This is a genomic window from Streptomyces sp. NPDC002958 (genome assembly GCF_055563255.1).
The window spans coordinates 59,056-79,060 of sequence record NZ_JBVHDS010000004.1 but is presented as its reverse complement, the minus strand read 5'-3'; the positions used below and the strand labels follow the sequence as shown (position 1 = coordinate 79,060).

Sequence of the window (20,005 nt, the reverse complement as noted above, 5' to 3'; positions counted from 1 at the left end):
CTATTGTCCCGCCTCGCTCCGTGTGCCCTGAACCGGGGTCGACGTGGCGATGATCTCTTCCCCGGAGCCGCCCGCGATGCCGTCGGCGATCTCGTCGGCGGCACGGTGGGCGCTCGCGATGCACGCCGGGATGCCGACGCCGTCGTAGACCGCTCCGCAGACCCGCAGCCCGGGCAGCTTGGCGACCTCGTCGCGGATCCGGGCGACCCGGGAGAGGTGGCCCACGGGGTACTGGGGCAGTCCACCGATCCACCGGGTGACCTCGGTGTCCACGGGCTTCGCGGCCAGTCCGGTCGCCGCCGCGAGGTCGCGCAACGATACGTCGACCAGCTCACTGTCCTCGCGGTGCAGGTGGTCCTCCTCGCCGTACCGGCCGACGGAAGTGCGCAGGACGAACAGGTCGGGCGCGGAGTCGGCGACCCAGTTCCACTTGCGGGTGGAGAAAGTGGAGGCCTTGATGGTGCGGCCGTCCACCGGCGGTACGAGGAAGCCGGAGCGCCCGTCGAGTGCGCCGGTGGCGGCCACGTCGGAGCGGCGGAACGCCATGGTGACGAGCGCCATCGACGCGTACTCGACACCGGCGAGCTCGGCGGAGGCGGCCGGGGACTCGGCGGCGAGCAGGGTGGAGGCGGACCAGGCGGGGGCGGCCAGCACGATGCCGTCGGCAGTGATCACCCGGGTGTCCGTGCGGACGTCCCAGCCGTCGGTGGTACGGGTCAGGCCGAGGACTGGGGTGGCGGTCAGGATCTCCCCGCCCGCCGCACGTACGGCGTCGGCGACCGCGTACGGCAGGGTGCCGATGCCGCCGTCGATGCCCTGGAAGACCGGTCCGGTCTGCTGCCGGGCCGCGGCCCGTTCCTGGACGCGCCGGACACCGTCGAGCAGCGAGCCGCCCTCCCGCACCACCTCGAAGAGCTGCGGTACGGCGGCGCGCATCGAGATCCGGTAGGCGTCGCCCGCGTACACGCCGCCGAGCAGCGGTTCCACGAGCCGGTCGACGACCTCGCGGCCCAGCCGGTCGGCGACGTACGCACCGACCGCGACATCGTCGCCGACGGTGGTCGGGGTGAGGTCGCGCTCCTGCGCGATGCGTGCGAGGCCCTCCGGGGAGAGCACCCCGCTCAGCGCCGCCGGGTCGCCCGGTACGCCCATCACATGGCCCTTGGGCATGGGCCTCAGGGCGTCGCGCGTCCAGACCGATGCGGTGGCTGTGGCGGGCGGCTGGAGGCGGTCGCCGAGCCCGACGGCCCGTGCCAGGTCGACCGCTTCCGGGCGCCGGGCGAGCATCGACTCGGCGCCCAGGTCGACCCGGGTACCGGCGATCTCGCCGGTCATGAGCTTGCCGCCGAGCCGGTCGGTGGCCTCCAGGAGGGTGACCCGCAGCCCAGCCCCGAGAAGCCGGTGGGCTGCGGCGAGACCGGCGATGCCACCGCCGATGACGACGACATGACCCGTGCCTGTGTCCGCGCGGTTTATTGAACGCTGCATGCCCCCACTCTCTCAAATCTCATCCGAGTCCTGAACGTGACCGCTTCGAAACCGGTATCAGGCAACCCGCACCCCCGCCCCGCACGTCGAACCGGCGCCATCAACCACTCGCCCCGGGGGAGCAGTTATGCAGACAGACCGGCATCCTGGCCGTTCATCCGTCCGTCGTTCACGCACGGTCCTGGCCGCCGGACTCCTGGCCGGCCTCCTCGCACTGAGTGGCTGCGGCGCCGCCGACACTGCGAGCGACGGGAGCTCCGGGGACAACAAGAAGGCGATCGCCCCGGCGCGGCAGGGCGCCGCGGACTCCGCAGCCGAAGAGCCGGCGCAGGGCGCGAAGGGGGCCGAGGGTTCGTCGGCGCTGCCGAAGAAGCCCGACGCCCTGCCCGCCGGCACCCATGTCATCCGTACCGCGTCGCTCTCCGTGGAGGTGGAGAGCGTGCCGAAGGCCGCGGCTGCCGCCCGCTCGGTCGCGGAGAGTTCTGGCGGTCTGGTGGCCCGCGAGGAGACCGAACGGGTCGACGACACACGCGAAATGTCACATATCGTGCTGCGCGTTCCGCAGGGCGAGTACGATGCGGCGCTGAAGGATCTCGCGGGCGCGGGAAAGCTGCTGTCGCGCACGTCGTCCGCGAAGGACGTCACGGATCAGGTGGTCGACGTGGAGAGCCGGATCGCCACCCAGCGGGCGAGTGTGACGCGGGTACGCAAGCTGATGGACCGGGCCGAGGAGCTCACCGATGTGGTCGCGCTCGAAGGTGAACTGAGCGACCGCCAGGCGTCGTTGGAGTCGCTGCTCGCCCGGCAGGCGTCACTGGAGGACCGCACCGCGCTGGCCACGATCACCCTCGACCTCCACGAGCCGGAGCGGACGGCGAAGGAAGGCGACGACGACCCCGGCTTCCTGGACGCGCTCGGCGGCGGCTGGCACGCGTTCGTCACGATGTTGCGGTGGCTCGCGATGGCGGTGGGTGCCGCGGCCCCGTTCCTGGCCACGGTCGCCGTACTCCTGCTGTTGTGGCGGCGGCTGAGCAGCCGGCGGCCCGGACACCGCGCGCCGCGGACGCCCGAGCCGTCCAAGCCGTCCGAGTCCTCGTCCACACCCCCCGCGTCGTAGCGTGGTCCCTTCGGACCCGGTGTCGAAGGGACGGGCCGGGCGGGCTACTACCCGGGGGCGCAGCCCATGACGGTGAAGAGCTCGCGGAGTACCGCACAGGGCGGCTCCTCGGTGTGCAGATCGTCGGCCGGGACGGGGCGGCCAAGCACGTGGACATCGCGGCCGTGGCGCTCACGGCCGGTATGACGGTGGACCGGGTGATCGCCCTGGACCTGGGCTACGCCCCGCCGTTCTCACCGGTGTGGGATCCCATTCCGGTGGCGGCCCGCAAGGCGGTGACGGCACTGCGGCAGGCGGGCACCGCCTGAGTGCGCGGTGCCCGGTGTCCTTCGCCGCTCAGCGCGCGGTCCGTTCGTGCACGTACTCGACGAGCCGCGTCAGGGCGTCCGGGTCCATCGACGGCATCACGCCGTGGCCCAGGTTGAAGACGTGGCCCTCCAGACCGGCGGATGCGTCCAGCACCTCCTGGGCCTTCTCCTCCACCGTCGCCGTCGGCGCGAACAGCACCGCGGGATCGAGGTTGCCCTGGAGCGCCTTGCCGGGGCCGACCCGGCGCGCGGCCTCGTCCATCGGGACCCGCCAGTCGACGCCGACGACATCCGCGCCCGCCTCGCCCATCAGCCCGAGGAGTTCGCCGGTGCCGACACCGAAGTGGATGCGTGGAACCTCGTACGGGGCGACGGCTTCGAAGACCTTGGTTGAGGCGGGGAGCACCGAACGCCGGTAGTCGGCGGGGGCCAGCGCGCCCACCCAGGAGTCGAAGAGCTGGACGGCCGAGGCTCCGGCCTCGATCTGCACCTTGAGGAAGGTACCGGTGATGTCGGCGAGCCGGTCGAGCAGATCGGCCCAGAGCTGCGGGTCGCCGTACATCAGGGCCTTGGTGTGCTCGTGGTTGCGGGACGGGCCGCCCTCCACGAGGTAGCTCGCGAGGGTGAACGGCGCACCCGCGAAGCCGATGAGGGGGGTGGAGCCCAGTTCGGCGGTGAGCAGGCCGATGGCCTCGGTGACGTAGCCGACGTCCTCGGGCGTCAGGTCGCGCAGCCGGGCCAGATCGGCGCGGGTGCGGATCGGATCGGCGATGACCGGGCCGACGCCGGGCTTGATGTCGAGGTCGATCCCGATGGCCTTGAGCGGTACGACGATGTCGCTGAAGTAGATCGCGGCGTCCACCTTGTGGCGGCGGACGGGCTGCATCGTGATCTCCGCGACCAGCTCCGGCATCATGCAGGAGTCGAGCATCGGGATGCCTTCGCGCACCTTCAGGTATTCCGGCAGCGAACGCCCCGCCTGGCGCATGAACCAGACGGGCGTGTGCGGCACGGGCTCGCGTCGGCACGCCTTCAGGAACGCCGACTCATGGGTGGCGGATGTCTTCGTCTGCTGGCCCATGGGGCGATCGTTGGCACTCACACCAAGAATCTTCGCACGAAGCCGCAAGCAGCCGGGCCCGCCCGGGTGTCCCTCCCTGCGCGAGGCTCGGGTTCCGCCTACTCTTCCCCGCATGGCTCCGGCTCAGGGACAGTTCTCCGATCAATCCGATGGCGCTGACAGCAAGGACAGCGCGGAGGGTGGTTCCGTCCCACCCGCGTTCCGGTCGGCGGTGGACGCGCTGCGCTCGGCGCGGCTGCGTCCCGAGCTGGAGGTGGAGTCGACGCAGCCGCCCAAACGGCTGGCCCCGTACGCGTACGCCCTGGAGGCGGCGGTCGTGGACGGCGAGGACGATCTCGCCGACGGCCGCCTCGTACTGCTCCATGATCCGGCCGGGCACGACGCCTGGCACGGCACCTTTCGCCTGGTGACGCTGGTACGGGCCGAGTTGGAGCCGGAGATGGCTTCCGATCCGCTGCTGCCGGAGGTGTGCTGGTCGTGGCTGACCGGTGCGCTGGAGGCGCGCGGTCTGTCGTACGAGGAGGCGGGCGGCACGGTGACCCGGTCGGGGTCGCACTACTTCGGTGCGCTGGCCAAGAGGCGTCCGGCGACACAGATCGAGATCCGGGCATCATGGACACCGCGCGAGGGCCGTGCCGGGGTGCCGGACACGGCGGCGCATCTGATGGCGTGGGGCGATCTGCTGTGCCAGATCGCCGGCCTTCCTCCATCGGGCGCCGCCGATGCGGCGGTGGTGACCCTGCCTCAGCGGCGCGGCCCTCAGGTTCCCTGAATCCGTCCCGAAGCCGTCCTGAACCTGTCCTGAACCCTCCCCTTGCCGGTAACTCTGCGTCACAACCATCGCAGAGTCACCGGCATTCTTTTCGTACAATCGATCGCATGCCCGATTTGCCCGAATTGTTACTCACCAAATAGTGATCTTCCTCTAAAGGAGGACGGGTCTGCTGCCGAAGAGGTCAATGACCCTTCAAGCACGGTTCGCCCCGGCTTCATCCCCGAGCCGGCCCGTCCCGCCACTCCCCAGGAGGCCTGGTGTCCGTTCTCCTAGAGCAGCCCGCAAGCCTGGTCGCCTACCGCCCGAACAAGCCGACGGCCATGGTCGTCGTGGCCGACCCGCGCGTCCGTTCCACCGTCACCCGCCATCTGTGGGCACTCGGAGTACGTGACGTCATCGAGGCGTCGTCCATCGCGGAGGCCCGTCCCCGCGTCGGCAATCCACGCGACATCTGCGTAGCCGACGTCCACCTGCCCGACGGTTCCGGGCTGACCCTGTTGTCCGAGACCCGAGCCGCCGGCTGGCCGAACGGCCTCGCCCTCTCCGCCGCCGATGACATCGGCGCCGTACGCAACGCCCTCGCGGGCGGCGTGAAGGGCTACGTCGTCACCGGCACCCGAACCAATATCGGCCACCCCACCCGTCCCGGCGTCGCCCCCATCGGCGCCAATGCCGCCCGTATGCACCGCCGGCCCCCCGGCACCCCGAGTCACCCGGGCGGCTACCGCGAACTGTCCGGCCGCGAGGTGGAGGTCCTCCGGCTGGTCGCCGAAGGGCAGTCCAACAAGGCCATCGGAGTCTCCATGGGCCTGTCCGCGCTGACCGTCAAGAGCCACCTCGCCCGAATCGCCCGCAAACTCGGCACCGGAGACCGCGCAGGAATGGTCGCCGTCGCCCTGCGAACGGGCATCATCCACTGATCCCCGCCCCCGGCACGTATGCGCAGCCATACGGACCGGCTGGTTTACATTCATCGGCGCCCGTCGACGGAACGTTCCGTCGACGGGCGCCGTGCATACACAGATACCCTTTACACGTGACCGACGCCCAAGAGACCGCAGCAGACACTTCACTGCGAACCACCGGGGGCGCTCCCCCGGACGACGTCGCCCCGGCGCCGATCCCCTTGCTCGAACCTCGCGAGGGCATTCCCCCGGTGGTGGCGGCCGACGACGCCCTCGCCCGGGTGATCGCTGCCTTCGCCGCGGGGTCCGGCCCGGTGGCCGTCGATGCCGAGCGCGCCTCCGGCTACCGCTACGGCCAGCGCGCCTACCTCGTGCAGCTGCGCCGCGACGGCGCGGGCAGCGCACTGATCGACCCGGTCGGCTGTCCCGATCTGTCGGGACTCGGAGACGCCCTGCACGGCAGCGAGTGGATCCTGCACGCCGCCACTCAGGACCTGCCCTGTCTGCGCGAAATAGGGATGACCCCCACCAGGCTCTTCGACACGGAGCTGGCCGGACGGCTGGCAGGCTTCCCGCGGGTCGGCCTCGGCGCCATGGTCGAGAGCGTGCTCGGATATTCGCTGGAGAAGGGCCACTCCGCCGTCGACTGGTCCACCCGTCCGCTGCCCGACCCCTGGCTGCGCTACGCGGCGCTCGACGTCGAGCTGCTGATCGACCTGCGCAACGCCCTGGAGGACGAGCTCGACCGGCAGGGCAAGCTGGAGTGGGCGCGGGAGGAGTTCGACGCGATCACCTCGGCACCACCCGCTCCCCCACGCAAGGATCCGTGGCGCCGCACCTCCGGTATGCACAAGGTCCGCCGTCGCCGACAGATGGCGGTGGTAAGGGAGTTGTGGACTGCCCGCGACCAGGTCGCCCGGCGCCGGGACATCTCGCCCGGCAAGGTGCTGGGTGACGCCGCGATCGTCGAGGCGGCACTCGCGCTCCCGCCGAACACGCAGGCGCTGACCGCCCTGCCCGGGTTCGGCCACCGCATGGGGCGGCGGCAGCTGGAGCAGTGGCAGGCGGCCATCGACCGGGCCAAGGCGCTGCCGGACTCCGAGCTCCCCCAGCCCGGCCAGACCCTCGCCGGTCCGCCGCCGCCCCGTGCCTGGGCGGACAAGGACCCGGCGGCAGCGGCCCGGCTCTTCGCCGCCCGCACCGCGGTGTCGGAGCTCGCCGAGCGGCTGCACATGCCGCAGGAGAACCTGATCACCCCGGACACGGTGCGCCGGGTCTGCTGGGAGCCGCCGAAGAACCCGACCCCGGACAAGATCGAGTCCGCGCTCGTCGGGTACGGCGCGCGGCGCTGGCAGATCGAACAGGTGACCCCGTTGCTGGTCCGCGCGCTGACGTCGGTGGCCTGAGAGTTCGCCGTCGAGGATCGTGATCGCGCCAGGTTGCACGGCCCGGGCCGCATTGTGCCGTCTGTCGCCGGACGGGCTGTTTTCTCCGCCCCGTCCGGCGATCGGTGTTTCCGGCGCGACGTCGGCACGTCCGGCAGGCGCTTCCAGCCCGTCCGACGTTTGAGGACGAAACGGCCCTCGCGCCCACCCCGCCCGCATGTGACCTTCGCCGCTCGCGGCGCAAGGGGTGGGCAGTCTGGTTACCCACAAGTAGCATGAGGGGAGCGGCGCGCCTGTGGGCGTGCCCCGCAGCAGTGCCATCCCGCACCCTGGAGGAGGGCCACCGTGCCTCGTACCATCCGGGACGTCGTCTTCGTCGACGGCGTCCGCACCCCGTTCGGCAAAGCGGGTCCGAAGGGCATCTACCACGAGACCCGCGCCGACGATCTCGTCGTGAAGGCCATCCGGGAGCTGCTGCGCCGCAACCCGGAACTGGACCCCGCGAAGATCGACGAGGTCGCCATCGCCGCGACCACCCAGATCGGCGACCAGGGCCTGACGTTGGGCCGTACCGCCGGAATCCTGGCCGGTCTGCCGCAGTCCGTACCCGGTTACTCCATCGACCGCATGTGTGCGGGCGCCCTGACCGCCGTCACCTCGACGGCCGGCTCCATCGCCTTCGGCGCGTACGACCTCGTCGTCGCCGGTGGTGTCGAGCACATGGGCCGCCACCCGATGGGCGAGGGTGTGGACCCGAACCCGCGCTTCGTATCGGAGAAGCTGGTCGACGAGTCCGCCCTGTTCATGGGCATGACCGCGGAGAACCTGCACGACCGGTACCCGCAGATCACCAAGCTCCGCGCCGACGAGTACGCGGTCCGCTCGCAGGAGAAGGCCGCCAAGGCGTACGCCGACGGCAAGATCCAGCAGGACCTGGTGCCGATCTCCGTACGCCGCACCAACGCCGAGGCCGGGGAGACCGGCTGGGGCCTGGTCACCGCCGACGAGCCTATGCGTCCGGGCACCACGCTGGAGTCCCTCGCCGGTCTGAAGACCCCGTTCCGCGCCCACGGCCGCGTCACCGCCGGCAACGCCGCGGGTCTCAACGACGGTGCCACCGCCTCGCTGCTCGCCGCCGAGGATGTCGCCCGCGAGCTGGGCCTCCCGGTCAAGATGCGCCTCGTCTCGTACGCCTTCGCGGGCGTTGAGCCGGAGGTCATGGGCTACGGACCGATCCCGTCGACCGAGAAGGCCCTCGCCAAGGCCGGGCTGACCATCGGTGACATCGGTCTGTTCGAGATCAACGAGGCGTTCGCCGTCCAGGTGCTCGCCTTCCTCGACCACTACGGCATCGCCGACGACGATGCGCGGGTCAACCAGTACGGCGGCGCCATCGCCTACGGTCACCCGCTGGCCTCCTCCGGTGTGCGTCTGATGACGCAGCTGGCCCGCCAGTTCGAGGAGCAGCGAGAAGTCCGCTACGGCCTGACGACCATGTGCGTCGGCTTCGGCATGGGCGCCACGGTCATCTGGGAGAACCCGAATTTCGACGGAGGCAACAAGTGAGCACCACCGCTGAGCTTCTGAAGGGTGCGGCCGAGCTGTTCCCCGGCGAGGTCGTCACCCAGGCGCACGTCCGCCACCTCGACCTTCCGGCCGGCGCGGGCCGCTTCGCCCTCATCACGCTGGACAACGGCCTGGACCACACCAAGCCGACCACCTTCGGACCGCAGTCGCTGGCGAACCTGAACGCCGCCATCGACCAGGTCGAGAAGGAGGCCGCCGAGGGTGCGATCGTCGGTATCGGCATCACGGGCAAGCCGTTCATCTTCGCGGTCGGCGCCGACCTCAAGGGCGTCGAGCTGCTGAAGAACCACGGCGACGCTCTGGCCATCGGCAAGGGCGGCCACGACGTCTTCCGTCGCCTCTCCGGCCTCGCGGTACCGACGTTCGCGTACTACAACGGCGCGGCGATGGGCGGCGGTGTCGAGGTCGGTCTGCACTGCTCGTACCGCACCGTCTCCAAGGCGCTGCCCGCGTTCTCGCTGCCCGAGGTCTTCCTCGGTCTGGTGCCCGGCTGGGGCGGCTGCGCACTGCTGCCGAATCTGATCGGTGCCGACCGCGCGGTCTCCGTCATCATCGAGAACTCGCTGAACCAGAACCGTCAGCTCAAGGGCAAGCAGGTCTTCGAGCTCGGGATCGCCGACGCGCTCTTCGAGGGCGCGGACTTCCTGGAGCAGTCGCTGATCTGGACCGCTTCCGTGCTGAACGGCACGGTCACGGTGGAGCGCCCGGCGGTCGACCGTGGTGACGCCTGGGACCAGGCCGTCGCCCGCGGCAAGGCCATCGCCGACTCCAAGGTGCACGGCGCGGCCCCGGCCGCGTACCGCGCGCTGGAGATCATCGCCGCGGCGAAGAACGGCGACCTGGGTGCCGGCTTCGACGCCGAGGACCAGGCCCTCGCGGACCTGATCATGGGCGGCGAGCTGCGTTCCGGGATCTACTCCTTCAACCTGGTCCAGAAGCGCGCCAAGCGCCCGGCAGGTGCCCCGGACAAGAGCCTGGCGCGTCCGGTCACCAAGGTCGGCGTCGTCGGCGCCGGTCTGATGGCCAGCCAGCTCGCCCTGCTGTTCCTCCGCCGCCTGGAGGTGCCGGTCGTGCTGACCGACATCGACCAGGAGCGCGTCGACAAGGGTGTGGGCTATGTCCACGCCGAGATCGAGAAGCTGCTCGGCAAGGGCCGCATCAACCAGGACAAGGCCAACCGGCTGAAGGCCCTGGTCTCCGGTGTGCTGGACAAGGCGGAGGGCTTCTCCGACGCCGACTTCATCATCGAGGCCGTCTTCGAGGAGATCGGCGTCAAGCAGCAGGTGTTCGCCGAGGTCGAGGCGGTCGCCCCGGCTCACGCGATCCTGGCCACCAACACCTCGTCCCTCTCGGTCACCGAGATGGCGTCGAAGCTGCAGCACCCCGAGCGGGTCGTCGGCTTCCACTTCTTCAACCCGGTCGCGATCCTCCCGCTGCTGGAGATCGTCCGCGGCGAGCGGACCGACGACGCCTCGCTGGCCACGGCGTTCGGTGTGGCGCGGAAGCTGAAGAAGACCGCGGTGCTGGTGAAGGACGCCCCGGCGTTCGTCGTCAACCGCATCCTCACCCGCTTCATGGGCGAGATCCAGAACGTCATCGACGAGGGCACCCCGGTCGAGACCGCCGAGAAGGCCATCGAGCCGCTCGGTCTGCCGATGTCCCCGCTGGTGCTGCTGGAGCTGGTCGGCCCGGCCATCGGTCTGCATGTCTCCGAGACCCTGAACCGTGCCTTCCCGGACCGGTTCACCGTCTCCGAGAACCTCGCGGCGGTCGTCAAGGCCGGCAAGCGCGGCTTCTACGTCTACTCCGCCGAGAATCCAGCCAAGCCGGAGCTGGACCCGGAGGTCGCCGCTCTCCTCAAGCAGGGCGATGTCGTCCTGTCCGAGGAGCAGGTTCGCGACCGTGTCCTGGACGCTGTCGCGCAGGAGATCGGCCTGATGCTGGACGAGGGCGTCGTCGCCGAGGCCCAGGACATCGACCTCTGTCTGATCACCGGCGCGGGCTGGCCCTTCCACCTGGGCGGCATCACGCCTTACCTGGACCGTGAGGGCGTCTCGGAGCGGGTGAACGGCAAGAAGTTCCTGGCACAGGGCGTGGCGAGCGTTCCGGCGTAACACCTGGTCGAGAACGACGGCGGGCCGTACGGGATTTCTCCTGTACGGCCCGCTGTCGTGCGCGGGCGCGGATCAGAGTGTCACGGCCTCGCGATGGCGTGCGGCGACGATCGCGACGATCGTCACCCGCTCCGCCGAACCCGCGGCGCTCATACCCGGCTCCGGTCGCTGGGGGTCAGCCCCTGACCGTCCTCCTGGCATGCGACGACCAGCCCGCGGGCGCGTCCGCGACGGGCTCGTTCCGCTGCTTCGCTTCACGTGGGGAGGAGCTGCGCATCGCTGTTCGTCACCCTCCCCGGGAGCAGGCCCGCGCAGGTCGCAGGCTCTGGATCGAGACATCATGAACAGACCAGAAAACGCTCAAGCCGAGGTGGCGGCGGTGGGACGACGCGCCGCGGGGTGTCCGAGGCACCAGCCCTCCCACGCCGACGCGACCATCTCGCGTGCGTCGTGCCGGGCGGACCAGCCCAGCTCGGTACGGATCCGGTCGGCCGAGGCGACGACCCTCGCCGGGTCGCCCGCTCTGCGCGGGGCCGCAACCGGAGCCGCCTCGGCCCCGTACCCCGTCACATCACCGATCAGTTCGATCATCTCGCGCACCGAGACGCCTTCGCCGCGGCCGATGTTGACGGTCAAATCGGTGCCCGGCTCCCGGTCGAGGAGTGCGCTCGCCGCGGCGAGATGCGCCGAGGCGACATCGTCGACGTGGATGAAGTCGCGTACGCAGGTGCCGTCCGCGGTGTCGTAGTCGTCGCCGAAGACCACCGGGGCAGCCCCCTGCGTCAACTTCTCGAAAACCATGGGCACCAGGTTGTACACGCCGGTGTCGGCGAGCGCCGGCGTGGCCGCGCCGGCGACGTTGAAGTACCGCATCGAGGCGGTGGCGATGCCGTGTGCCTTCCCCGCGGCACGCACCATCCACTCGCCCGTCAGCTTGGTCTCGCCGTAGGGGTTGATCGGGGCGCACGGAGTCGTCTCCGTCACAAGCCGTACATCGGGCATGCCGTAGACGGCCGCCGACGACGAGAAGAGGAACGCGCGCACCTCAGCTTCGGCCGCGGTCTCCAGCAGGGTCTGCAGACCCTGCACGTTCTCCCGGTAGTAGTACAGCGGGCGTTCGACGGACTCCGCGACCTGCTTCTTCGCAGCGAGGTGGACCACACCTCGTACCGGCAGTTCCGCCAGGGTGCGCCGCAGTTGAGCCGCATCGAGCGTCGATCCCTGGACGAACGGAACATCCGCGGGTACGCGTGAGCGGTCGCCCGTCGAGAGATCGTCGTACACGGCGACCGACTCACCGGCCGCGCGCATGGCGCGGACGACATGCGCCCCGATGAAGCCCGCCCCACCTGTGATCAACCAAGTCATGAACGAATAGTAGTTCGAGGTGTGCAGATCATGATTCCGGGGATCAAAACACCCATTTGCACGATCATCTTTTTCTGGAGTGCACGGTCAGTCATGTCTGCAAGGACCGGCCACACCCCCACCCGAGTCTCCCACGCACTTCGAAGAAGTCCCCCGCCACCGGCGGCTGACGGAGCGCGCGGCGGCCGGTGCGTGACACCCTTCCGGCATGCTGACCGAACCGACCCTGGTGATCGTGGACGCGGCCAATGTGGTCGGGTCCGTGCCCGATGGCTGGTGGCGGGACCGGCGCGGGGCAGCCGAGCGGCTGCGTGACTCCCTGGTCCCGTTCGCCGCAGCCGGTCTGCCGGGGCACCCCGGCCCCGTCGAACTGGTGCTGGTTGTCGAGGGCGCGGCCCGTGGCATCGGATCGGTGCCGCAGGTGCGGGTCGATTCGGCGCCCGGCAGCGGTGACGACCTGATCGTGGAGCTGGTCGGGGCCCGGAAGGACCGCGCCTGTGTCGTCGTCACCGCCGACCGGGAGCTGCGACGGCGGGTGGAGGCGCACGGGGCGCGGTGCGTGGGCCCCCGTACGGTACGGCCGCAGCCTCCGACGCGCAGCGACTGATCTACGGCCGGCCGACGGATTCGTTCATCCGGCTGTGCCTGCGCCCGTACGCGAAATAGATGATCACACCGATGGCCATCCAGACGGCGAACCGCAGCCAGGTCTCGGTCGGCAGATTGAGCATCAGCCAGAGCGAGGCGGCCACCGAGAGGATCGGGATCAGCGGCACCCACGGGGTGCGGAACGCGCGGTGCAGTTCGGGGCGGGTCCGGCGCAGCACCATGACGCCCAGGGCGACGACGACGAACGCGAAGAGCGTGCCGATGTTCACCAGCGTCGCCAGTTCGTTGATGCTCGTGAAGCCCGCGACGATCGCGATGATCACGCCGAGCAGGATGGTCGGGCGGTACGGGGTGCGGAAGCGGGGGTGCGTCACGGAGAAGAACCGCGGGAGCAGCCCGTCGCGGCTCATCGCGAAGAACACCCGGGTCTGCCCGAGCAGCAGGATCAGACAGACCGTGGTGAGGCCGATCGCGGCGCCGAAGCTGATGAATCCGGCGTAGACGGGATGGCCGACGGCCTTGAAGGCATCGGCCAGTGGGGCCTCGACCGACAGCTCGCTGTAGTGCTGCATGCCCGTGACCACCAGTGATACGGCGACGTAGAGCGCGGTGCAGATGAAGAGCGAAGCCAGGATGCCACGTGGCATGTCACGTTGCGGAACCTTCGTCTCCTCGGCGGCGGTGGCCACCACGTCGAAGCCGATGAAGGCGAAGAAGACGATGGAGGCGGCGGTGAAGATGCCCATGACGCCGAAGTTCGTGGGCGCATAGCCGAACATCAGCTGGACCAGCGGCGCGGTCAGTCCGGAACCGGGGGGCTGCGGCTGTGCCTCGGGGATGAAGGGCGAGTAATTGGCGGCCTCGACGAAGAACGATCCGGCGACGATGACGATCAGGACCACGGCAAGCTTGATGGCGACCACAATCGTGGTGACCCGGGCGGAAAGCTTCATGCCGAGCACCAGCACGACGGTCAGGACGAGCACCAGGATGAAGGCCAGGACGTCGAAGCCGAATCCTTTCGCCACATCGGGTCCGGAGAGCACTTCGGGCATGTTCCAGCCGAAGTTGTCCATCAGCGAGCGGACATAGCCGGACCAGCCGACCGCGACCACCGCAGTGCCGAGTGCGAACTCCAGCACCAGGTCCCAGCCGATGATCCAGGCGACCAGTTCGCCGAGCGAGGCGTACGAGAAGGTGTACGCGGAGCCGGCGACCGGGACGGTGGAGGCGAACTCTGCATAACAGAGCGCGGCCAGGGCACAGACGATGCCCGCGACCACGAAGGCGATGGCGGTGGCGGGGCCCGCGGTCTCCTTGGCGACCTTGCCGGTGAGCACGAAGATGCCGGTACCGATGATGACGCCCACTCCGAAGACGGTGAGGTCCAGCGCGGAGAGGGACTTCTTGAGCGCGTGCTCCGGCTCCTCGGTATCGCGGATGGACTGTTCGACCGTTTTGACCCTGAACAGTCCGTCACTGCTGGGTGGTGTGTCCTGCTGGGCAGTCACCGGCGTACCTCCACGCACTCGTCGTGTACGCCATGATTGGGACCCCGTCGGCGGCGAAGGGCCCCGCACCGGGCGATTTCACGCGAATGGGCCGGTCGGACCACCCGTACAGGGTGGCCGACCGGCCCATTCGCGGTATCGCTGGTCGCTCGCGCGGACGCGTGGTCCTCGGGTCAGTCGCGGACGGGCTCGATCACGGAGCTGGTGTCCGCGTCCGTCTCGTAGCGGCCGTCCAGCTTGGCGACCAGGCCGGTGACCTGGCGGGCGATGTCCGGCGCGGTCAGCCCGATCTCGACCATGACCTCCTTGCGGGAGGCGTGGTCGAGGAAGCGCGGCGGGATGCCGAAGTCACGCAGCGGAATGTCGACGCCGGCGTCGCGCAGCGCCTGGGCGACGGCGGAGCCGACGCCACCGGCCCTGCTGTTGTCCTCGACGGTGACGACGACCCGGTGCTGCTCGGCGAGCGGGGCCATGGCCTCGTCGACCGGCTTGACCCAGCGCGGGTCGACGACGGTCGTCGAGATGCCCTGGGCGTCCAGCAGATCGGCGATCTCCAGGCACATCGGGGCGAGCGCGCCGACGGAGACCAGGAGGACGTCCGGCCGGACGGTGCCGGGCTCGCGCAGGACGTCCATTCCCCCGACCCTGCCGACGGCCTTGACCGCCGGGCCGACCGCGCCCTTGGAGAAGCGGACCACCGTCGGTGCGTCGTCGACCTGGACGGCCTCGCGCAGCTGGGCGCGGACCTGGTCGGCGTCGCGCGGGGCGGCGATCCGGAGCGTGGGCACGCACTGCAGGATCGACATGTCCCACATGCCGTTGTGCGAGGCGCCGTCGGTGCCGGTGACACCGGCCCGGTCCAGGACGAAGGTCACACCGCACTTGTGCAGCGCGACATCCATCAGGACCTGGTCGAAGGCGCGGTTGAGGAAGGTGGCGTACACCGCGAAGACGGGGTGCAGTCCGCCGGTGGCGAGGCCCGCCGCGGAGACCGCGCCGTGCTGCTCGGCGATGCCGACGTCGTAGATCCGGTCCGGGAACGCCTTCTCGAACTTGGTCAGACCGACCGGCTGGAGCATGGCCGCGGTGATCGCGACTATGTCCTTGCGCTCCTTGCCGAGCTTGACCATCTCCTCGCCGAAGACGGAGGTCCAGTCGAGGCCCGAGCTGGCGACCGGGAGGCCGGTGTCGGGGTGGATCTTGCCGACGGCGTGGAAGCGGTCGGCCTCGTCCAGCAGGGCGGGGGTGTAGCCGCGGCCCTTCTCGGTGAGGCAGTGCATGATGACGGGCCCGCCGAAGCGCTTGGCCCGCTGGAGCGCGGACTCCAGGGCCTCGATGTCGTGGCCGTCGATCGGGCCGACGTACTTCAGGCCGAGGTCCTCGAACATGCCCTGCGGGGCGATGAAGTCCTTCAGCCCCTTCTTGGCGCCGTGCAACGTCTCGTACAGCGGCTTCCCGACGACGGGGGTGCGCTCCAGGAGGTCCTTGCCGCGAGCCAGGAAGCGCTCGTAGCCGTCGGTGGTGCGCAGCGTCGCAAGGTGGTTGGCGAGGCCGCCGATGGTCGGGGCGTAGGAGCGCTCGTTGTCGTTGACAACGATGACGAGCGGGCGGTCCTTGGCGGCGGCGATGTTGTTCAGCGCCTCCCAGGCCATACCGCCGGTGAGCGCGCCGTCACCGATGACCGCGACGACATGGTCGTCCTTGCCCAGCACCTCGTTGGCCTTGGCGAGACCGTCGGCCCAGCCGAGCACGGTGGAGGCGTGCGAGTTCTCGATGATGTCGTGCTCGGACTCGGCGCGCGAGGGATAGCCGGAGAGGCCGCCCTTGCTCTTGAGTTTCGAGAAGTCCTGGCGACCGGTGAGCAGCTTGTGCACATAGCTCTGGTGACCGGTGTCGAACAGCACCTTGTCCTTTGGTGAATCGAAGACCCGGTGCAGGGCGATGGTCAGCTCGACCACACCCAGGTTGGGGCCGAGGTGGCCGCCGGTCTTCGAAACGGCGTCGACGAGGAAGGTCCGGATCTCTCCGGCGAGCTGGTCCAGCTGCTCGGGAGTGAGCCGGTCCAGGTCGCGCGGTCCACCGATGCGGGTCAGCAGAGCCACCCGTGCCTCCTTGCGTCTTGAGCTGGTCGAGCGTGCCGATCCGATGAGTCTAATGTTCCGTCCGCGCGCGAGGTCATCGGGCGGGGAGTTCGGGACGCACTCAGTACGTGATCGGTGCTTCGTGCGTAGTACGTGATCGGTGTTTCGTGCGTACATACGGACGCCATCCGTGCCCGGCACCGCGAAGGTCGCCGGGCACAGGAGCACGGCCGTGCTCAGGCGCGGCCTGCGGTTTTCTGGGTCTTGCGGGTGACCGAGTCGATGACGACCGTGGCGAGGAGCACACCGCCGGTGATCATGTACTGGATCGGGGTGGCGATGCCCTCCAGGGCGAGGCCGTACTGGATCGAGGTGATCACCATGACACCGAGCAGCGCGTTCCAGGTGCGGCCGCGGCCACCGAAGAGGCTGGTGCCGCCGATGACGGCTGCCGCGATGGCGTTCATCAGTAGGTCGCCGGTGCCGGCGCTCTGGTTGGCCGCGGCGATCTTCGAAGCCAGGAACAGGCCGCCGATGGCCGCGAACGTCCCGGCGATGGTGAAGACCGAGATACGGATCGCCGTGACGTTGATACCGGCCCGGCGGGATGCCTCGACGCTGCCGCCGAGCGCGAAGATCTTGCGGCCGTAGGCGGTACGGCGCAGCACGAAGTCCGTGGTCACCAGGAACGCCAGGAAGATCACCAATGCGAGCGGCAGGCCCTTGTACTGGTTGAGCACATAGGCGACGACCAGGGACAGGACCGCGAGCAGGCCTGTGCGCACCACGATCTCGCTGAGCGGCCGGGAGGGGATGCCCGCCGCCTCACGCCGCCGGTTGCCGAAGAACGTGCTGAGGAAGTACACCACCGCGGCGAAGACGGCCAGGCCGTAGGCGGCTGCCACATCGGTGAAGTAGTACGTGGTCAGATGTCCGACGACGCCTTCGGAGTCCAGATTGATCGTGCCGTTGTCGCCCAGGATCTGGAGCATGAAGCCCAGCCAGAACAGCAGACCGGCCAGTGTGACGGCGAAGGCCGGGGCGCCGACGCGGGCGAAGAAGAAACCGTGGACAGCGCCGATGACCGCACCGCTGACGATCGCGACGAGAATCGCGAACCACTCGTTCATGCCGTGCGTGACCGTGATCACGGCGACGACGGCACCCGATACACCGCTGACCGAGCCGACCGAGAGGTCGATCTCGCCGAGCAGCAGCACGAAGACGATGCCGACGGCGATCATGCCCGTGCCGACCATCGTGATGGAGATGTTGCTCAGATTCTCCGCGGAGAGAAAGTTCGAGTTGAGGCTCTGGAAGATCCCCCAGATGATCAGCAGGCCGAGCACGACGGGCAGGGAACCCAGGTCCCCGGCCCTTGTCCTGCGCCCGAACTCCGACACATAGCCCATCAGGCCCTGCTCACGCACGAGCAGCCGGGGGTCCACCGCGGTGACGGCGCCCTTCGCGGCCTCGGCCGTGGGCGCGGCGGTCTTTTCGATGTTCACTTCTGAACCTCCGCGTTGCGCGCCGCACGACGGGTCACGGCGTTCTCCGTGGCTCCGGTGATGGCGGAGATGATCTCTTCCTGCGATGTGCTCTTCACATCGAAGACGCCGTTGTTGCGGCCGAGACGGAGTACGGCCACCTTGTCGGCCACGGCCTTCACGTCCGCCATGTTGTGGCTGATGAGGATGACCGCGTGACCACGCTCGCGCAACCGCTCGACCAAGTCGAGGACTTGGGCGGTCTGCTCGACACCGAGCGCCGCGGTGGGTTCGTCCAGGATGACGAGCTTGGGCTCACCGAGCATCGAGCGCGCGATCGCGACGGTCTGGCGCTGACCGCCGGAGAGCGAGGCGATCGGAATGCGTACACTGGGGATGCGGATGGAGAGGGTGTTGAGCAGCTCGCGCGAGCGGCGCTCCATCTCGACCTCGTCGAGAATGCCGCGCCTGCGGAGCTCCCGGCCCAGATAGAGGTTGCCGACGACATCGATGTTGTCGCACAGCGCGAGGTCCTGGTACACCGTCGCGATGCCCAAGTGCTGGGCGTCCTGAGGCTTGTTGACCTGGACGGGCCTGCCTTCCCACTCGATGACGCCGTCATCGATGGGGTACACACCGGCGATCGTCTTGACCAGCGTGGACTTTCCGGCTCCGTTGTCGCCCACCAGGGCGACGACCTCACCGGTGTGGACCTCAAGCTCTACGCCGGTGAGTGCCTGCACAGCACCGAATCGCTTGGAGACCCCTCGCAACGCCAACACTGGCGCAGCGGACACATGAACCATCTCCTTCGCCGCCTGACCGGCGGGCATGTCGCGCCCGGGAAAGGCACGGTGGTCGAGCAGAAGAGAACAGCACAACAGCGGGGAAGCGTTCCGCCCGGCGCCCCGCCCGAAAGCGTGACGGTTGATGAGCGGGCGCCGGAGAGGCCTGAACAGATGCGAGTCACGGACAGATCAGTCGACTTGCTGCCGGATAGAGATCAACCACCCGTGCATTTAACGGAATTGACCGAACGGTCCTGCGGCGAGAAAGACCCCTACTTCAGGCCGAGCTTGTCGCAAGCGGCCTTGTACTTCGGGGTGCAGATCTCGCTCACCTGGTAGATGCCGTCCTTGAGAACGGTGTCCTGGATGTTCTTTTTGGTCAGCGAGACGACCGGCAGGATCACCGAAGGGACCTTCTTGGCCGTCGGGCTGTCGACCGTGGAGGTCGTGAGGGAGCCGAGCTCCTTGCCCTGGGCCAGCCTGACGGCCATCTCGGCGGCGATCGGGCCCTCCTGCACGTAGGGCTTGTAGATGCTCATGAACTGCTCACCGGCGACGATGCGCTGCACACCCGCGAGCTCGGCGTCCTGGCCGGTGACCGGCGGGAGCGGGGAGATACCGGCGGCCTTGAGGGCGGTGATGATCCCGCCGGCCATGCTGTCGTTGGCGGAGTAGACACCGATGATCTTGTCCTTGCCGATGGCCGAGATCGCCGCGTCCATGTTGGCGTTGGCGTTCTCCGGCTTCCAGTCCTTGGTGTCGTACTCCTTGCCGATGTCCACCTTGCCGTCGAGCTCGGCGTGCGCGCCCGTCTTGAAGTCCTTGGCGTTGGGGTCGGTGATCGCACCGTTCATCATGACGATCTTGCCGGACTTGGCCTTGTCGCCGAGGGCCTCGACCAGCGCCTTGCCCTGGACGTGTCCGACCTGGACGTTGTCGAAGGAGACGTACGAGTCGATCGGCCCCTCCGCCAGACGGTCGAAGGCGACGACCGGGATACCGGCGTCGTGGGCCTTCTGGACCGAGGTCTTGATGGAGGCGGAGTTCACCGCGTCCACGATCAGCGCGTCGACCTTGTTGGTGATCATGGCGTCGACCTGCTGGGCCTGGGTCGGCGCGTCCTGCTTGGCGTTGAGGTACTGGACCTTGCCCTTGCCGTTGGTCAGCTCGCTGACCTTCTTCTCGATGAGCGGCTTGTCGAACTTCTCGTAGCGCGCGGTCTGGTTCTCCGGAAGAAGCAGACCGATAGTGATGTCGTCGCCCTTCTTGGCGCTCGGCTCCGTGCTCTTCTTGCCATCGGCGTCCTTGGCACTGCCGCAGGCAGCCAGGGACACGGCCATCGTGGTGGCGGCAACGGCAACGGCGGCACGACGCATACGCGTTTTCATTCTCGAACCTCCC

The 20,005-nt window shown here is 69.1% G+C and carries 15 protein-coding genes and 1 pseudogene; 8 read left to right on the top strand and 8 right to left on the bottom strand.

Features of this window, described 5'->3' with window-relative positions; all coding sequences use genetic code 11:
- Positions 1–1,488, bottom strand: a complete 1,488-nt coding sequence (gene hemG / locus ACZ3IC_RS09165) for a protoporphyrinogen oxidase (protein ID WP_467414169.1) — start codon at positions 1,486–1,488, stop codon at positions 1–3.
- A 127-nt stretch (positions 1,489–1,615) separates the two neighbouring features.
- Between hemG and ACZ3IC_RS09160 the strand changes: the two genes are divergently transcribed.
- Together ACZ3IC_RS09160 and ACZ3IC_RS09155 are read left to right on the top strand one after the other, a co-directional pair.
- Entirely contained in the window at positions 1,616–2,605 is a 990-nt protein-coding gene (locus tag ACZ3IC_RS09160; RefSeq protein WP_467414166.1) for a DUF4349 domain-containing protein, read from the top strand.
- Between the two features lie 21 nt (positions 2,606–2,626).
- Positions 2,627–2,913 (top strand): annotated as a pseudogene (locus tag ACZ3IC_RS09155) (FAD-dependent oxidoreductase); the annotation flags it as partial.
- A 28-nt stretch (positions 2,914–2,941) separates the two neighbouring features.
- Here ACZ3IC_RS09155 and hemE read toward each other — a convergent pair.
- Positions 2,942–4,015: a uroporphyrinogen decarboxylase gene (gene hemE / locus ACZ3IC_RS09150; protein ID WP_467414163.1), complete on the bottom strand. Its 1,074-nt coding sequence runs from the start codon at positions 4,013–4,015 to the stop codon at positions 2,942–2,944.
- A 91-nt stretch (positions 4,016–4,106) separates the two neighbouring features.
- Between hemE and ACZ3IC_RS09145 the strand changes: the two genes are divergently transcribed.
- The 5 genes from ACZ3IC_RS09145 to ACZ3IC_RS09125 all read left to right on the top strand — a co-directional run bounded on the left by ACZ3IC_RS09145 (position 4,107) and on the right by ACZ3IC_RS09125 (position 10,760).
- Positions 4,107–4,766, top strand: a complete 660-nt coding sequence (locus ACZ3IC_RS09145) for a DUF3000 domain-containing protein (RefSeq protein ID WP_467414161.1) — start codon at positions 4,107–4,109, stop codon at positions 4,764–4,766.
- A gap of 260 nt (positions 4,767–5,026) precedes the next feature.
- The gene (locus ACZ3IC_RS09140) at positions 5,027–5,689 is read left to right on the top strand and encodes a helix-turn-helix transcriptional regulator (protein ID WP_024488613.1); all 663 of its coding nucleotides are present in this window, start codon (positions 5,027–5,029) and stop codon (positions 5,687–5,689) included.
- 116 nt (positions 5,690–5,805) lie between these two features.
- Positions 5,806–7,080 (top strand): HRDC domain-containing protein, encoded by a 1,275-nt coding sequence (locus ACZ3IC_RS09135; RefSeq protein WP_467414158.1) that lies wholly within the window; start codon positions 5,806–5,808, stop codon positions 7,078–7,080.
- A 324-nt stretch (positions 7,081–7,404) separates the two neighbouring features.
- The gene (locus ACZ3IC_RS09130; RefSeq protein ID WP_467414156.1) at positions 7,405–8,625 is read left to right on the top strand and encodes a thiolase family protein; all 1,221 of its coding nucleotides are present in this window, start codon (positions 7,405–7,407) and stop codon (positions 8,623–8,625) included.
- Positions 8,622–10,760: a 3-hydroxyacyl-CoA dehydrogenase NAD-binding domain-containing protein gene (locus tag ACZ3IC_RS09125; protein ID WP_467414154.1), complete on the top strand. Its 2,139-nt coding sequence runs from the start codon at positions 8,622–8,624 to the stop codon at positions 10,758–10,760. The genes ACZ3IC_RS09130 and ACZ3IC_RS09125 overlap by 4 nt, the downstream gene beginning before the upstream one ends.
- Positions 10,761–11,120: 360 nt before the next feature.
- Here the strand turns inward: ACZ3IC_RS09125 and galE are convergent, their stop codons facing one another.
- A complete protein-coding gene (gene galE, locus ACZ3IC_RS09120) occupies positions 11,121–12,128 on the bottom strand; it encodes a UDP-glucose 4-epimerase GalE (RefSeq protein ID WP_467414153.1) in 1,008 nt (335 codons plus the stop codon).
- Between the two features lie 208 nt (positions 12,129–12,336).
- On the opposite strand from galE, the gene ACZ3IC_RS09115 reads away from it, so the two are divergent.
- Positions 12,337–12,735: an NTP pyrophosphohydrolase gene (locus ACZ3IC_RS09115; RefSeq protein ID WP_467414151.1), complete on the top strand. Its 399-nt coding sequence runs from the start codon at positions 12,337–12,339 to the stop codon at positions 12,733–12,735.
- A 1-nt stretch (position 12,736) separates the two neighbouring features.
- On the opposite strand, the gene ACZ3IC_RS09110 is transcribed toward ACZ3IC_RS09115, so the two are convergent.
- The 5 genes from ACZ3IC_RS09110 to ACZ3IC_RS09090 all read right to left on the bottom strand — a co-directional run bounded on the left by ACZ3IC_RS09110 (position 12,737) and on the right by ACZ3IC_RS09090 (position 19,992).
- Positions 12,737–14,248, bottom strand: coding sequence for an amino acid permease (locus ACZ3IC_RS09110; RefSeq protein ID WP_467414148.1), 1,512 nt, complete (start codon positions 14,246–14,248; stop codon positions 12,737–12,739).
- A gap of 173 nt (positions 14,249–14,421) precedes the next feature.
- The gene (gene dxs, locus ACZ3IC_RS09105) at positions 14,422–16,350 is read right to left on the bottom strand and encodes a 1-deoxy-D-xylulose-5-phosphate synthase (RefSeq protein ID WP_467414146.1); all 1,929 of its coding nucleotides are present in this window, start codon (positions 16,348–16,350) and stop codon (positions 14,422–14,424) included.
- Between the two features lie 215 nt (positions 16,351–16,565).
- Positions 16,566–17,837, bottom strand: coding sequence for a sugar ABC transporter permease (locus ACZ3IC_RS09100; RefSeq protein WP_467414143.1), 1,272 nt, complete (start codon positions 17,835–17,837; stop codon positions 16,566–16,568).
- Entirely contained in the window at positions 17,834–18,622 is a 789-nt protein-coding gene (locus tag ACZ3IC_RS09095; protein ID WP_467414140.1) for an ATP-binding cassette domain-containing protein, read from the bottom strand. Before ACZ3IC_RS09095 ends, ACZ3IC_RS09100 begins: the two co-directional genes overlap by 4 nt.
- Before the next feature lie 254 nt (positions 18,623–18,876).
- Positions 18,877–19,992: a substrate-binding domain-containing protein gene (locus ACZ3IC_RS09090; RefSeq protein WP_467414138.1), complete on the bottom strand. Its 1,116-nt coding sequence runs from the start codon at positions 19,990–19,992 to the stop codon at positions 18,877–18,879.
- Positions 19,993–20,005: the final 13 nt, after the last annotated feature.